The organism is Acinetobacter terrestris (genome assembly GCF_004331155.1).
Lineage (GTDB): Bacteria > Pseudomonadota > Gammaproteobacteria > Pseudomonadales > Moraxellaceae > Acinetobacter > Acinetobacter terrestris.
In genome coordinates, this window is the sequence record NZ_SJNZ01000041.1 from 1 (window position 1) to 14,901 (window position 14,901).

17 protein-coding genes and 2 pseudogenes are annotated in these 14,901 nt (G+C 41.1%); 7 read left to right on the top strand and 12 right to left on the bottom strand.

All coding sequences use genetic code 11. The features are described from left to right. A partial coding sequence (locus E0H81_RS15255; RefSeq protein ID WP_131320109.1) for an integrase core domain-containing protein occupies positions 1 to 205 on the top strand: 205 nt, incomplete at its 5' end. A gap of 319 nt (positions 206 to 524) precedes the next feature. Here the strand turns inward: E0H81_RS15255 and E0H81_RS15260 are convergent. The 4 genes and pseudogenes from E0H81_RS15260 to E0H81_RS15275 all read right to left on the bottom strand — a co-directional run bounded on the left by E0H81_RS15260 (position 525) and on the right by E0H81_RS15275 (position 4,388). Next, a pseudogene (locus E0H81_RS15260) lies at positions 525 to 1,675 on the bottom strand (IS4 family transposase). Positions 1,676 to 1,813: 138 nt separating this feature from the next. Continuing rightward, positions 1,814 to 2,365, bottom strand: a complete 552-nt coding sequence (gene sodC / locus E0H81_RS15265) for a superoxide dismutase family protein (protein ID WP_131320113.1) — start codon at positions 2,363 to 2,365, stop codon at positions 1,814 to 1,816. A 109-nt stretch (positions 2,366 to 2,474) separates the two neighbouring features. Further along, positions 2,475 to 3,605, bottom strand: coding sequence for an AI-2E family transporter (locus tag E0H81_RS15270; RefSeq protein ID WP_165492640.1), 1,131 nt, complete (start codon positions 3,603 to 3,605; stop codon positions 2,475 to 2,477). A 138-nt stretch (positions 3,606 to 3,743) separates the two neighbouring features. Beyond that, positions 3,744 to 4,388, bottom strand: a complete 645-nt coding sequence (locus E0H81_RS15275; protein WP_131320117.1) for a ParA family protein — start codon at positions 4,386 to 4,388, stop codon at positions 3,744 to 3,746. Between the two features lie 120 nt (positions 4,389 to 4,508). Here E0H81_RS15275 and E0H81_RS15280 point away from each other — a divergent pair, with 120 nt between their 5' ends. Beyond that, entirely contained in the window at positions 4,509 to 4,976 is a 468-nt protein-coding gene (locus E0H81_RS15280; RefSeq protein WP_131320119.1) for a Holliday junction resolvase-like protein, read from the top strand. A gap of 82 nt (positions 4,977 to 5,058) precedes the next feature. Here the strand turns inward: E0H81_RS15280 and E0H81_RS15285 are convergent, their stop codons facing one another. Further along, positions 5,059 to 5,682 carry a class I SAM-dependent methyltransferase gene (locus E0H81_RS15285; protein ID WP_131320121.1) on the bottom strand — a complete coding sequence of 208 codons (624 nt, stop codon included), beginning with the start codon at positions 5,680 to 5,682 and terminating at the stop codon, positions 5,059 to 5,061. A gap of 172 nt (positions 5,683 to 5,854) precedes the next feature. On the opposite strand from E0H81_RS15285, the gene E0H81_RS15290 reads away from it, so the two are divergent. Further along, complete coding sequence (locus E0H81_RS15290; RefSeq protein WP_131320123.1) at positions 5,855 to 6,415, top strand: hypothetical protein; 561 nt, start codon at positions 5,855 to 5,857, stop codon at positions 6,413 to 6,415. Positions 6,416 to 6,444: 29 nt separating this feature from the next. Beyond that, positions 6,445 to 6,852, top strand: coding sequence for a protease inhibitor I42 family protein (locus tag E0H81_RS15295; protein ID WP_131320125.1), 408 nt, complete (start codon positions 6,445 to 6,447; stop codon positions 6,850 to 6,852). Positions 6,853 to 6,955: 103 nt separating this feature from the next. Here E0H81_RS15295 and E0H81_RS15300 read toward each other — a convergent pair whose 3' ends face one another. Next, positions 6,956 to 7,288: a HopJ type III effector protein gene (locus E0H81_RS15300; protein WP_131320127.1), complete on the bottom strand. Its 333-nt coding sequence runs from the start codon at positions 7,286 to 7,288 to the stop codon at positions 6,956 to 6,958. Between the two features lie 176 nt (positions 7,289 to 7,464). On the opposite strand from E0H81_RS15300, the gene crcB reads away from it, so the two are divergent. Beyond that, entirely contained in the window at positions 7,465 to 7,845 is a 381-nt protein-coding gene (gene crcB, locus E0H81_RS15305; RefSeq protein WP_131320129.1) for a fluoride efflux transporter CrcB, read from the top strand. A gap of 132 nt (positions 7,846 to 7,977) precedes the next feature. On the opposite strand, the gene E0H81_RS15310 is transcribed toward crcB, so the two are convergent. The 4 genes from E0H81_RS15310 to E0H81_RS15325 form a co-directional block, all read right to left on the bottom strand. Further along, entirely contained in the window at positions 7,978 to 8,226 is a 249-nt protein-coding gene (locus E0H81_RS15310; protein WP_131320131.1) for a type B 50S ribosomal protein L31, read from the bottom strand. 116 nt (positions 8,227 to 8,342) lie between these two features. Further along, the gene (locus tag E0H81_RS15315; RefSeq protein WP_131320133.1) at positions 8,343 to 9,641 is read right to left on the bottom strand and encodes an ABC1 kinase family protein; all 1,299 of its coding nucleotides are present in this window, start codon (positions 9,639 to 9,641) and stop codon (positions 8,343 to 8,345) included. Between the two features lie 223 nt (positions 9,642 to 9,864). After that, positions 9,865 to 11,223, bottom strand: coding sequence for an MATE family efflux transporter (locus E0H81_RS15320; RefSeq protein WP_131320135.1), 1,359 nt, complete (start codon positions 11,221 to 11,223; stop codon positions 9,865 to 9,867). Positions 11,224 to 11,261: 38 nt separating this feature from the next. Then, on the bottom strand, positions 11,262 to 11,723 hold the full coding sequence (locus E0H81_RS15325; RefSeq protein WP_131320137.1) for a DMT family transporter: 462 nt from the start codon (positions 11,721 to 11,723) through the stop codon (positions 11,262 to 11,264). A 123-nt stretch (positions 11,724 to 11,846) separates the two neighbouring features. On the opposite strand from E0H81_RS15325, the gene hemW reads away from it, so the two are divergent. Continuing rightward, entirely contained in the window at positions 11,847 to 13,001 is a 1,155-nt protein-coding gene (hemW, locus tag E0H81_RS15330; RefSeq protein WP_131320139.1) for a radical SAM family heme chaperone HemW, read from the top strand. Between the two features lie 139 nt (positions 13,002 to 13,140). On the opposite strand, the gene E0H81_RS16285 is transcribed toward hemW, so the two are convergent. Next, positions 13,141 to 13,563: a hypothetical protein gene (locus E0H81_RS16285; RefSeq protein ID WP_235943646.1), complete on the bottom strand. Its 423-nt coding sequence runs from the start codon at positions 13,561 to 13,563 to the stop codon at positions 13,141 to 13,143. A 46-nt stretch (positions 13,564 to 13,609) separates the two neighbouring features. After that, a protein-coding gene (locus E0H81_RS15340; protein ID WP_413228000.1) for an IS5 family transposase occupies positions 13,610 to 14,361 on the bottom strand; the annotation gives its coding sequence in 2 pieces (ribosomal slippage) (positions 13,610 to 14,148 and positions 14,148 to 14,361; 753 coding nt in all). Between the two features lie 93 nt (positions 14,362 to 14,454). Here E0H81_RS15340 and E0H81_RS15345 point away from each other — a divergent pair. After that, positions 14,455 to 14,901: pseudogene (locus tag E0H81_RS15345) on the top strand (transposase family protein); the annotation flags it as partial.

Sequence of the window (14,901 nt, forward strand, 5' to 3'; positions counted from 1 at the left end):
GCATATCTTCACTCAGCCAGGTAACCCTCAACAAAATGCCTATGTTGAACGATTTAATCGCACAGTTCGATACGAATGCCTAAACCAATATTTATTTAGAGAGCTTAGTGAGGTTCAAGACTGTACAACCTTATGGCAGTACTTTTATAATCATGAACGACCTCATATGTCAGTAAATGGTTGTCCACCTAATTTTAAACAATAACAAGGGCTTTGGATTTTCTACCCATTAGTTCAATTAAAAATGGGGGTATTACCCTCCCACGAAACCTGAATTTAAATCTTGTGCTTGGTTCAGTTTAGTTCTTCCATTTTCTTGTTCTAGTATGCCTGTCATCTTAGTGACTATCCTTCAAATTTTTATTTAAGTAACTTATGATTACTGACCAAGTAAAGCAACACTTTAACTTCACACTAAAGTTATTAAAGCGTTCAATTTAGAAAGAATTGATGTTCAAGTAACTATTGATTTTGCATTCTCATGTAAAAAAAGGACTATCCATAGCACTGCTGTCCCACAATTTTTACAAGAGGAAGCTCATTTAAGCTTCTCTTGTTTGATGGGGACTTTATCGGGTGAAAATAACGCTTTTAAGGTTTTTATTTCAAATAAATTCACTTGAATTATTCTGAGTAAGCGCTGAACTGTCCAGCCTTTTTTCCCTAAATGTTGAGCGAAACTTACCAGTAAATAGGCGATCATCGCAATCCAGATTTGCGTCTGAATGGCGTTCTTGCTTCGACCTAAGAAGGCTTTTAATTTCAGGTTCTGTTTAATCGCTTTAAAGAACAATTCAACTTTCCAGCGGTCTTTGTAAATCGCTGCAATGGTAGAGGCCGCTAAATGAAAGTTATTGCTGAGAAAGCTGAAGTGCTTGCCACTTTGCTGATCTCTATACTCAATTCTTCTTAATATGGGGGCTTTTCTTTTTAGGGCATGTGCGCTATTTAGCTGAATGGTTTCATCTTTTAGAATGCCTTTGGATTCAAGCCCGGGATGTTGCTGGATCACCTGATACACCGATTTAGGTCTAAAACGTGTCACAAAGCTAACGTTTTGAGCGCTTAGATTCGCATACCATTGATAATCGACATAGCCTTTATCAAAGACCACAATGCTGCCAGCAGGAAACTGGAATTTTCGGCCTTGTACCATGTCATTTTCTTTACCATTTTCAACTGCAACAAACTCAGGAATATCATTGCTGTGATTCAATCCTATGCTGAGTTTCATGCTGGCTTTTGAGTCGTGAACTTTGGCCCATTCACATAAGGAAAGCGACAGGTCAATATGACTGGCATCCAGGGAATATAATGGATTCTTAAAGCGAAATTTATGGGCTACTTTTGAGTGTTCATAGTATTTAAGCAACTTGTGAAAGAGCTGTTGGTACAAGGCAGCGGGCTGCTGCTCATTGATTCGTGCCAGTGTACTTCGGGGAATAGACTTTGCTCCGAAATGACTCAGTTTTTCCTGTTGGCACTCCAGATTGGATTGAATATCTCTCAGACTTTGCCTGCAGGAAAGTTGAGACATCAAGATGGCAATAAACTGATCCCATCTTGAAGCCGCTCTAAATTTCTGTCCAACATGGTGTACTTTAGCAAGTTGCTCAAAATCCTGTCGCACGACGGGTTTAATAAGCTGATGAAATACGGTATTCTGATGTGACAAAACCTGAATCCTGGTCGTTAAAGTGTTTGTTTGCACTCATATTTTAACGATTTGGACTCAGGTTTTTTATTTAAATCAAACTATGGGACAGCAGTGGACCTTGCGCCTGCTTTTTGTTGATTGATTTTGAAGGGATAATTATTGAATTAAGCCACAGGCAATCCGGTCTCCGCCACCGCCTAAAGGTTTAGGTTGATCCGCATAGTTATCGCCACCGGCATGTACCATGATTGCCAAACCTTGCACATCGGCCAGTTTTAAACGCGGTGCCACTAAAGTGACTTTAGCGTTACCTTGAGCATCGACATTTAACAGCGGTAAATCACCTAAATGACCGGTAACCGGTGTACCGTGATGCGGTGCCTGATTCGGGTTGAAATGACCGCCCGCTGCAATCGCCGCACCCATTTTTCCATCTTTTTCAGCAGGGTCACATGAACCTTTTTCATGAATATGGAAACCGTGAGGGCCGGGTGGAAGTTCAGATAAATGAGTATTAATGATTAAACCTGCCGGGCTGTCTTTGAACTTAATGGTACCAATTTCTTTACCTACGCCTTGAGCAGACACAGCATGAACAGTGGCTTGATGTTCAGCACGTGTAGATGAAGTTGGGGAGTGTGTACAGCCTAGCATTGCAACACCTGCAATGGCAGAGAGCGTCGTTAATTTGAACAGTGAAGACGACATTGAATTACATCCTTTTGTTTTATTATGACCTTGACCATTCAAGCAAGGCATCAGATGCAATTCAATAATGATTAAGTATTTGAATGTATGAGTTTCTTAAACTTAAAGCTTAGCTTTGATCTGGATTGGATAGGTCTTTATCATCGTCAAGATCATAGGCCATGGTGGATTTTGGCAGCATGAACGGCCCCACTTCATTGGTTTCATGTAGCCATTCGCGCCAAATCGCCAGCAACACTGCAAGAATCACTGGGCCAATAAACAGACCGACCAGACCAAAACTCGCAATACCGCCCAATACCCCGAACATAATCAGCAAGAACGGAATTTGTGTGGCACCGGAAATCACCAATGGACGAATCACATTATCCGAGGTACTGACGATACAGACGCCCCATGCCATCACCCCAATCGCCTCAACGGTTTGTCCTTGCGAGAACAGCCATAATGCGACTGAGCCATAGGCAATTGGTGTTCCAAACGGAATCAATGCCAATAAGAAAGTCACAATGGTGAGTACCATCGGGTTGGGCACACCCGCAACGAAATAGCTTAAACCGGCCAAAACAGCCTGTGCCACTGCGGTTAAACCGACGCCATAAACCACCGCTCGTGTGGTTTCAGAAATGGTATCTAAATAATGATGCACGCGTGGGCCAATAATCATTTCCAAGGCTTTGCTGACCTGGTTCAGAATGGTTTGACCATCACGGTAGAAAAAGAACAATGACAATACGGCAAAACACAGTTTAACGATGTTTTTACCAATTTCATTTAAAACGAAACGACCGTAATTGAGATGACCCTGAATCCAGCTGGAAACCGTTTGCACAATACTGTTCGGGTCAGTATTGATGTCATGTAAGGTGCGATTCACTTCCTTGCCTATAAACGGTAAATCGCGAATAAATTGCGGAACATTTAAATGACCCGAGAACACCTGTTTTTGCAATTCATAATATAAATTTCGACCTTCATGCTGCAGCATGAAAATACCGAAGGTCAGCGGAATGCCAATCAGCAAAATGATCAGGGTGATCATAATGGTCGCACTCAGCATGGCACGTGAGCCAGTCTTGCGATAAATCCATTGATACCAGGGCCAGGTCATATAAGCAATAATGGCTGCCCAAAGTACAGGCACAATAAAATATTTGAGGACGTTAAAACTCAAAAAAAGGAGGATGAAAAATAATCCAAATAATAATACTTTTTGTAATGTTGGCGCGTACTGTTGCACTGCATTCACTGATTTGTTTCTAAGTCCATGCCATCTTAACTGAAAAAAAAGCTCGCGAGAATGAAAGCCGAGTAAGTTCTAGTGAATAATGAATAAACAACTCTGCTTTCCAGGCGCGAAGGCATGGCCTATATAAGCCTAAAACCATTTGGTCGGATCATCAATAATGGCATTTAAAACCGGCTGCCACTGATTTTGCATGCTTAAATAATTTTTTTGCGTTTTATCAAAGATGGTGAGACCCTGCATGGCCAGTTGACTATAAGCGCTTCGTTCAGAAATCCAGGCGACAGGTTGCTGTTCAATTTTATTGAAAAATTCCTGAATCTCTTTGGTACTGGCACTGTTGGCTTTAACCCGATTGGCCAAAAGTAAAATCTGTACTTTACCTTTACGAATACGCTTGATGTCCTGCAAATGCTTCAAGAAACGGCGCGTACTATCGATGTCAAAAAATGAGGGCTGTAACGGGGTAATAATGGCGTGAGCTTCACCAATCAGCTGTTCTGAATGTTCACCAGAAAGTGCTCCGGGCGCATCTATAATCAGATATTCCAAATTTTTAGGCACATTATCAATGGATTTTCCAGGACGCCAGTCCAGGCTTTGAATCGGGGCAGCATCTTCAGGGCGGTGTTTAAGCCATTGCAAAGTTGATTTTTGGTTGTCGGCATCGGCAAGTGCAACCCGATAACCTTTTTGTGCTAAAGCGGCAGCGAGGCTGATTGCGGTAATGGTTTTACCACACCCACCTTTTTGATTTGCAATTAAGATTGTTTTCATGACCCTGACGATTTTATACTGCTCAGTCCTAGCATATCATTGTTTGATGCGACGAATATGACACATGACAAAAGTCTTAAAGACCCATGTGGCGCTACTTTTTTGGATTAGGAAAAAATAATGTCCATCTGGATGGCAATGTTGATTGGTGCATGTATTGGTGTGGTATTGACCACCCTAATTTTAAGCAATACCCGTAATGGGCGGGTCAAAGCAGAGTATGAACAATACATTGCCGAACTGGAGCTGGAACATCAGCAGGCTTTAACCAGTGCGCAAAAGCGCAGTGTGAATACCAGTCGGGCGGTGTTAAAAGGCAAAATGGCAGAGCAGCTGGCTCCCATTATGCCCGAATTTCAATATTTGCCCAGTGATGCCAAATTCTTGGGCGATCCAGTCGATTATATTGTGTTTGATGGCTATACCGACTTACGCGATGGGGAAGGGCGAGCTGAGGATATTGAAGTGGTGCTGATTGATATTAAAAGTGGCGGGGCACGACTCACCAAAGGACAACAGGCGATTGCTCAAGCGATTCGAGAGGGACGAGTACGTTTTGAAACCGTTCGCATCAACTTCGATGATTAATGGGTTTTAATTCACACACTTTCTGACTTAATTTGGACAACAGATTTTTGAGCAGAGGATTGAGTTTAAGTCAATTCAACCCTTATGCTTTTTCAGCACGGGCAAACAACATCAGACTGCCAATTTTGGGAATACCCGCCGCATCAAAATAATGTTGTTCTTTAAAGCTGAAATTTGCGTCCAACAGCGCTTGTTCAATATTGCGGTTCAGGTGACAGCCATCCGCCAAACGCTTTTGAATTGGGGTCAGTAAATTCTGCAAATGTTTAAGGGTTTTGTTGTCCTGATACTGAACATGCTCAACCAGATGCAAAGTACCGCTCGGTTTCAGCACACGGTGCAATTCAGTCAAAGCCTGCGGTAAATTTTCAATACTGCATAACGTCCAGGTACTGACAATGTGCTCGATACTGTTATCGGCAAAAGGCAGCTTTTCTGCACTGGCCTGAACATGCTGGACATGGATCGCACTTTCATGCACGCGCCTAATAGCCAGTTGATAAATATCCGGATTCGGTTCGAGTGCATATAGCGTATCGACATTTTGATAAAAAGGCAGATTTACGCCTGTACCAAAGCCAATTTCCAGAACTTGACCTGAAATCGGGAGCAGTAATTCGCGGCGCTGGTCCATCAGGCTGGGTGTTTGCATCACTTGATTGAGCAAATGCCGGAAAATATGTTGCTGATAAAATTTATAAATCATTGTTTGCTTAATTTTTCTTTATAGGTGGTTAGTTTAATAGATATTTCAGTCAATTAATAAGACAAAAAAGTGACTGAATATATCCATATTGTTACCAAGTCCATATGGTGATTTAAGTTTCATGACTTAAGATAAAAGTTGAAAATAAAGAAATTCGTTTTGAGGTATACAGATGACTAGACAATTATTATTCAGTGCTTTACTTGCAACCAGCATGTTACAAGTGAGTGCCAGCGCATCTGTCGATTATAATATTGCCAAAGGTTTGGCGCCGCTTTCTAAAGATCAATCCATTAAAAAGCTGCAAACGTTTAAAGGTGATTTTCGGATTTTAGGCTCGAAAATTTATGCGCATGATCAGCAGGCCAAGTTTTCACCGATTGATTATGCGGTGAGCTGGGGCTTATTTGCTGAACCTGAAATTGCACGACACATTTCTGTGAATCAATATGACCGTTATTTAAACTGGAAAATTGATCGCCTGCCTGTGCCAAAAGAGCAAGCCATGCAGATGGTGTCGAATATGCATATCATTCCTGCAAACCCACAAATTGCCAAGCAAATTAAAAATGTAAAACGGGGTGATCTGGTGCGTCTAAAAGGCGAGTTGGTTGAAATTAAAGATAAAGATTTGGTCTGGACCTCATCATTAACCCCAACAGATACCGGTGATGGCGCATGCGAGTTATTCCGCGTCAGTTCAATTCAGTGGATTGAAAAAGTAAAAAGTTAATTTCTTTCAAAAATTTATAAGAGTTTAGAATGAAAGGTTTAGCGATAGTTTTTGCTGCAGTATTGGGGTTGTCGATTGTCGGGTGTAGCAGCATGAGTCCAACCGTGGATGGAAAAACCCATGTCTATTCACTCACCCACAAATGTCCGACTTTACTGGAAATGGATGTAGGGCAAACGCTGGAATTGACTCTGCCAGAAAATCCGTCGACAGCTTATCTTTGGCAAGTGGCTAAGCCGCAGAATATCTTGAAAGTCGAAGAAATCTACCGGCAAGATGTGCTTAAAAGTCAGCAAGCGATGGTCGGTGTAGCAGGCGAAAAATTGTTTCGTTTTACTGCACTACAACCGGGTGAAGAATGGATTCACGTGAAACATGCTCGCCAGTGGGAGCATAAGGCTATTGATGAATGGTCGTGTCGGGTAAGGGTTTCCTGATTTAATCTGTTTTTTAAGTCCTCTTTTTTGTCAGCGAGAGGCAAAAAAAAGCCCGTTTTAATAAAGCGGGCTTTTTTTATATGTTAAGACTTATATAAGAAACTTATTTTGCAGTTAAAGCCTGACCTTCGAACTGAATGCCATCCCAGCCATTTTGCATAAATTGGCGAATATTCTGGTGATCGGTTGCATCAGGCGTCGCTAATACAGCAGCATAGTGTTCAGCGAATAAACTTAAAGTTTGTGCCTGATCTAAACCATTTAATTGAGCAAAAGAAAACACTTTGGCACTGCCCTGATTTTCAGTGGCAGCATTGGCTTGTTGTCCATTTTTAAATGCGGTTGGCGTGTGGTTATAACCCGCTTCAATATAAGCAATCACATCTGCAAATTTCGCTTCGCCTGCTTGAAGCTGTGCCAATAAATCTTGAGCCATAATTTTCTCAATCCATAGAAATAGTGAATTTAACCGCAAGACTATAACAATTTTTATGTATTTTATTCAGCATTATTTCTTTGTAAAAAATACAGATTCATGCAAAAGTATTGTCCAATGAAAACAGGGTTGTATAGATATCCCATATTATACACACCCGATATTGGACAAAATAAATGAGCTGGTTACTGGTGGCGATGGGTGGTGCAATTGGCGCAAGTTTGCGTTATGGCGTAGGGGTGTTTTTACTTAAACCGACAAGCATATTTCCCTGGACGACATGGTGGGTGAATATTTTTGGCTGCCTGTTGGCCGGTATTTTCTTTGCCTATAGCCAAAAATTTCCGAGTTTGCAAAATGAAGCGCGGCTGTTTTTGATGGTCGGTATTTTGGGAGGCTTCACCACATTTTCAAGTTTTGGTCTGGAAACCTTTCAACTATTAAAACATGATCAAACTGCACTCGCTTTGGGCTATGTGATTTCCAGTGTAATCATGGGTGTAATATTTTTGGCATTGGGTTTTTATCTTTTCCAATGGTTGTTACACACTAAATAAATCTGAATAGTTTTAAAATATAAACATAAATTAAAATATAAACATAAAAAGAAGCCCAAGCTGGAGGAATAGACTTGGGCTTTTCAAGTTTTAAGACTAACGCTTAAATCTTAAAACAATATGAAGTTTCTGTTAGCGTTTGAAACGCGCAAAACGTTTATTGAAACTTGCCACACGACCTTCATTGCTCGCTTGACGTTGTTCACCAGTATAAAACGGATGAGACGCACTTGAGACATCTAACGTCACATAAGGGTAGTCCTGACCTTGATAACTTTTAGTTTGCTGGCTTTGCAGGGTACTGCCAATAATGAAATAGACATCTGCATTGGTGTCATGGAATAAAACTTCACGATATTCTGGATGGATATTGGCGCGCATGATGGACTCCAAAATTATTGTTAATAGTGGCTGTTAATAACAGTATGTTATAACATAACTAATAATTTGGCAAATAAAACCCAAATCAGAAACTGTATTTGGGTTTTATGCAGGACTTATTGACGTGGTGGCACCAGTTCATCAAACAGGTCATTAAGGTTGTCATGCATTTTTAAATGGATCATGTTCCAGTAATGACCTGAAACTGTACGATTCACCATCAATGTCTCTGGCGAAGGTTTAAATACATCCCAATATTTGAGTGAAGGCTTAAGCAGTTCCATACCATCATGATGTGCCGAGTTTTCTTCAAAATCATACATCGTGGTGAGCGGGCGCATCAGCACTTCTAGCCATTGATTATACAGCTCAGCCGGGAATTTCCCCTGTTCTGAAATGGCATGCAGGGCATCTAAATGTTGCTCCATCTCGGCAATATTGCCTTCACGGGCAGACTGCACCAAATGCTTAAAGTGCTGCACAGTTTCACCGGATAATGTTTTTACACCGCCGTAATCGTAAATAATCACCGTGCCATCTTCACGGAAGGCAAAGTTGCCCGGATGTGGGTCGCAATGGAAACGTTTTAAATAGAAAATCTCTTGTCCAATGGCACGGAATAAACGGCGACCCAGCTCATTGCGAGTATCTTGAGACCAGGTACTGGCAGTTTCAATACTTTCACCCTGTTCTAGGCTCAAGGTTAAAATATGCCGCGAAGAGTAATCTTTATATACTTGTGGAATAATAATTTTACTGTCTAGTGTTTCATGAAATGTACGCGCGACGTCCAAGTTTTGCGCTTCAATCTCATAATTCAATTCATTGTCTAAACTTTCCTGAATTTCCTTGAACAGTCGATCTTGCAGTTTGCGGTCAACTTTCAGCACACCCATTAAGCGTAAAGCCAAACGCACTTGTTTCAGATCACTTTCGCAGGCTTCATCGACCCCCGGATATTGCACCTTAACCACCACTTGCTGGCCATTCGGCAGAAAAGCTTTATGTACCTGTCCAATAGACGCGGCGGCAAAAGGCTGTTCATCGAAGTGCTTAAAGATTTGATTGAGTGGTTTACCCAGTTCTTTTTCGACTTGAGCTTTAATTTCAGCAAAAGGCATCGCAGGGGCTTGGCGCTGTAACTTGCTAATGGCACGAGCCACTTCAGGCGGAAAGATGTCTTTATATTGTGACGCAATTTGCCCCACTTTCATGACCGCACCCTTCATTTCGCCCAGGGTATCCGCAATTTGCAGACCTATATCCTGAAAAAGTTTACTGCGCGAAGCATTTTTTTGTTCTTCATCGGCATTAAAGTTTTTGATCGAATTTGAGACGGTTTTAGTTGCGATGCTCGCCGTCATAGTGGCAAGTTTCATAAAACGACGACCGGGTGTGCTAGCCGTTTTTGCCATGCGATATTCCTCAAGATCATCAAAGATGGGTTTCAATGATCATAGGCGCTAAACACAATATTGCCTACTTTAAATTGTTAAAAGCTGCATTTTTACTGTTCGATTTTAAGCATCAAAAACATTTTTTGAAGCTTAAATGGATGAAGTGGTTGTGATTATTTTTTATTCATTTTGTTATTTATCTCATCCCTTTTTCATGAGAAAAGGAATGAGATTGGGATATTTAAGCAGTTTTGATCCGATTGTTAATCATAAATAAACGGGTCAGTAACAGCACACAGGCAACCGTTAAACCCACAATCAAGCCGACCCAAACGCCAGCCGCTTTCATTTCTGTAAAGCGTGCCAAGTAAAGTCCAACAGGGAAGGCAATGACCCAATAGGCGATCATGGTAATCCACATTGGACCTTTGGTGTCTTGCATGCCACGCAGGCAACCTGCGGCACTGACTTGCCAGGCATCCATCAACTGATAGGCAATTGCAAATAACAACAGATACATGGCCACTTGTGCCACGTCATAGTCTGAAGTGTAAATCGAAACAATTTCAGACCGGAAGAACCAGATCAATGCCATGGTGGCAATCGCTAAAATCGTACCGGTCAGTAATCCCAAGAACTGGACTTTACGCATTGCCAGCCAGTTTTTTTCACCATAATAAGTGCCTATGCGAATGGTGAGTGCGATCGCAAGTGACATCGGAATCATAAACAATTGAGAGGTGACAGAAATGGCAATCTGATGTGCTGCCACCAAGGTTTCACCCAATGGACTTAAAACAATTGCTGCAGTACTGAAAATACTGACTTCAAAAAAGATGGCTAAGCCAATCGGGAAACCGAGCTGCAAAATTCGTTTTACCCAATACGGATCAATTTTTTCCCATGCGGCAAAGACTTGGGTCTTGCGGTAAGCCGTACCTTTAAACACATAAGTTGCCAGAGCAATAAACATCAGCCATTGCAAAATAGCCGTAGCAAACCCGCAGCCTGCGCTGCCCAGTTCAGGAATCGGGCCTAAGCCATACATAAAAATAAAGTTCAGGGGAATCAGTGCGACCAGTGCAACCAGACTGATGACAGTAACCGGGCGTGGATAGCCGAGGGCTTCCGAGTAGCCACGTAGCGCTGCATACATGGTCACTGCCGGCATACCCAATCCAATAGCATGCAAGAACAAGCTAGCTTTAGGCAGCAAGGCTTCAGGCACGCCCAAAACAGGCAATAAGAACGGCATGACCTGTAAAATCAGTGCAGCAATAATACCTAAAATAAACGCCACCCAAAGAGACTGCCGTGCAATGGTGGCAATTTTTTCAGGGGTACGTGCACCGTTGGCTTCGGCAACCAGAGGTGTGGTTGCAATCATGATGCCACTGAATAACAGCATCACCGGAATCCATAAACCGACCCCGACTGCAATGGCAGCAAGGTCTGTTGGGGAGAGATGTCCCGCCATAATGGTATCAATCAGCCCCAGACCTGCCTGGGAAAATTGTGTGATTAAAATGGGAATCATCAAATGAAAGAGTTGCTTTAATTCAAAGCGGGTGGTTGTCGTTAAAGCAGTGACATTAGACACAAAAAATACTCATTATTTATTAATAAAGATCATGATCTTTAGCGTTGCAAAGTGAGCAGTACGCCAATGAAAATAACCAAGCTTCCTAAAAGACGTTGCCAGTTAATCGGGGTTTTTTCAGCGCCAAACCAGCCAAAATGATCCAGTAACATCGACATGGCGATTTGCCCAAAAATAACCAGTCCGGTCAGGATAAGAAAACCCAGTTTAGGTACGGCATAAATACTCAAACTAATGGCATACACACCTAAAAAACCACCTAACCAGAGAAACCAGGGAATCTGGATTAAAGTTGCAAAATGAGGTTTTTCTGCGGATTGAAAAAAAACCAGTATGGCAAGCACTATTGTACCAACCAAAAAAGATAAAAGGGCAGCTTGCAATGGAGAATGTAAATATTCGCGTAATTGGTTATTTAAGGCATTTTGCAGACTCATCGCAATCCCGATTCCCATCGCAAGCGGTAACAGCAAGAGCATTTGACTGGATATTTTCATCATATTAAGTATGTATTCTTGTTGAGTTTTTCTCAGTCTAAAACAATCACTGCCAGTATTCCTTAGCGTCTTGATGCAGTCATGTTAAAATATATTTCCTGTTTTTTGCTGTTTTGAGCTTATTCCTTGGCTGAATTAAATCCTGCGCTTGTTCCATTGTCTTTATATATTCATATGCCGTGGTGTGTGCGAAAGTGTCCGTATTGCGACTTTAATTCGCACGCTGTACCTGACGGGAAGCTGTCTTTAGATTTAGAGCAGGAATATTTGCAGGCTCTGGTTGCAGACTTTAAAACCCAGCTCGATTTTGCCCAAGGTCGCCAGATTCATAGTGTTTTTATTGGTGGCGGTACGCCGTCACTGATTTCTGCCAAAGGTTATGTGTGGTTGTTCAATCAACTAAAAAGCATTATTGCTTTTGAGGATGGCTGTGAAATTACTTTAGAAGCCAATCCTGGAACAGTGGAGCATGATCCCTTTGCAGGTTATTTAGAGGCAGGGATTAACCGCCTTTCCATTGGCGTGCAAAGTTTTAATACAGATCACTTGAAAAAATTAGGCCGTATTCACAGTAATGATGATGCAATCAATGCCATTCATTTGGCCCGTGATGCCGGCTTTGAACGTATTAATGTCGATTTGATGCATGGCTTGCCAGAACAGAGCTTAGAACAAGCGTTACTGGATTTAAAACTGGCGGTGGAAAATGGCGTCACCCATGTATCGTGGTATCAGTTGACCATTGAACCGAATACGGTGTTTTTCCGTACCCAACCCGTTTTGCCTGTTGAAGATGTTTTGGAAGATATTCAGGAACAGGGCGAAGCCTATTTAAAGGTCAATGGTTTTGTGAATTATGAAGTATCGGCGTGGCGTAAGGAAAAACCGTCTGCCCATAATTTAAATTACTGGCAGTTTGGCGATTATCTGGCGATTGGCGCAGGTGCCCACGGGAAAGTGACACGGCCTGATGGTGTCTATCGTTTCCAGAAAACCCGTTTACCGAAAGACTATTTAGCCAAAGTGCCGGCAGAGCATCTTCAATTTAAAAAGATTGAAAATGAAGATATGCCGTTTGAATTTATGATGAATGCCTTGCGTTTAAATGAGGGCGTAGAAGCAAAACTTTATCACGAGCGTACAGGTTTGAGTTTAGATGGTTTGAATAAGCTATTAACCTCGTTACGTTCACGTAAATTGATGGTTGAAGATCAAAGCTGTTTGTCTTGTACAGAGCAGGGGCATGTGTTTTTAAATTCAGTGCTGGAAGAGTTTCTTTAATAATGAAGATAAGACTTTAAAGAGAATTTAAAACTTTTGCCATTTAGCAAAACTGTTCTGTTTCTTCAAATTGAACGATTCGCTCGCAAAAATATGCGTTTCAAATTTGGGACAGCTTGTGAATGGCATTGATGCATATCTATTTATATTCACTATAAAAAGTATCTTTAATTTTGGAGTGTAGATTTTCAAGAAACTCCCAATAAGGAAATTTGGTTATTTCATGAATATTTTGATGAAAAACTATTCTTAACGGATATTCATTTTTTAAAACTAAAATAAAGGGATGTGCTGTTTCTTCGAATTGATGTGCGGTTAAATCAATTACATATTTTTGGTTTTCTAACCAGTAATGATGTTGGTTTTTATCATTGGTACCTTTGATTAATTTGAAATCTACTATCCCTTCAGTATTTAATAATCTATTTAAAATCAAAGAAGATTCTTCACAATAATTCTTGGGAAAGACATTGATATTAGATAATCTGGGAAAGTTGTTTTCGAAGCAAATTAAAGCGCGCTGAGAAATTTCTAGGATTTTTTCTGAATTCTTTAAGGTCATGTTATAAAAATATAAAATTTTAATATTCTAAGTTTAGGGCGTGTCCTCATTTGGCTTTGCACCAAATAAACAAACAAGCCAAGAACAACATGGACTTATAATTACGAGCCAACTTTTCAAAACGAGTGGCAATACCACGAAAATGCTTTAATCGGGCAAAGGCATTTTCAACAAGATGCCTTAGACGATAGAGGTAGTGATCAAAGTCTATATTTGGTTTTTTGCTGTTTGATTTTCTTGGAATAATAGGAGTCATCCTATGATTACGAGCGACTTCACGAATATGCTCTGAATCATAACCTTTATCTGCAATTAAATAGTCGGCTTCACCTACCAACTCAATCAAGTCACTTGCAACTTGACTGTCGTGGACTTCACCCCCAGTGATTTCAAAATCAATCGGATGTCCATGCGCATCGACGGCAAGGTGAATCTTTGTAGTCGCTCCGCCTCTTGATCTTCCAATTGCTCTATCTTCACCACGCCGAGCTCCACTTGCATGCTGATGCGCGCGAATGTAGCTTCCGTCAATGAAGACCCATTCTTTATCCAAGATGCCTCGTAGTTTAAAAAAAAATTCTCCCATAGCCCTTTACTCGCCCAACGATTGAAACGGTTGTAGGCTGTTTGCCATGGACAAAGATCCTCAGGAATATCACGCCAAGGCGCACCTGTTCGAAGTTTCCACAAAATGGCTTCCATGATATTTTTGCTATTACGTGAGCGGTAGCAGCCATAAAATTGCATGGTATTTTGGATTTGTGCCCAAATTTCATCAGTAATGACTCTGCGTGACATGTTGGAAAACTTAATTTTAGAAGGAAGATATAAGATATTTTAATTGAATCGATGAGAAGAATGAAATATGTACATCAAATGAGGACACACCCTAGGCTTAAAGAATTAGAGGCTGAAAATGCCCGTTTAAAACGTATGTATGCTGATGAGCGGCTTAAATCTGACATTTTACAAGATGCTCTTTCAAAAAAGTTTTAAGGCCAGTTCAGCGGAAGTCTCTTGCACAGCAGGCTGCTGAGCAGTTTAAGATTTCTATCAGCATGGCCTGCTTAATTTTTAATGTTAGCCAAACCTGTTATCGCTATAAAGCCCTTTTGAAAGAGGAAAATGTTCAAATCGCTGAGTGGTTGATTAAGCTAACAAATGAAAATAAAACGTGGGGTTTTAAACTCTGCTATCTGTATTTGCGCAATGTCAAAGGTTATGGATGGAATCACAAACGCATATATCGGATCTACAAAGAGCTTGAACTTAACTTAAGGATTAAACCCAACAAACGAATTAAGCGAGAACAACCAGAAACTCTTGCAGTACCAACAG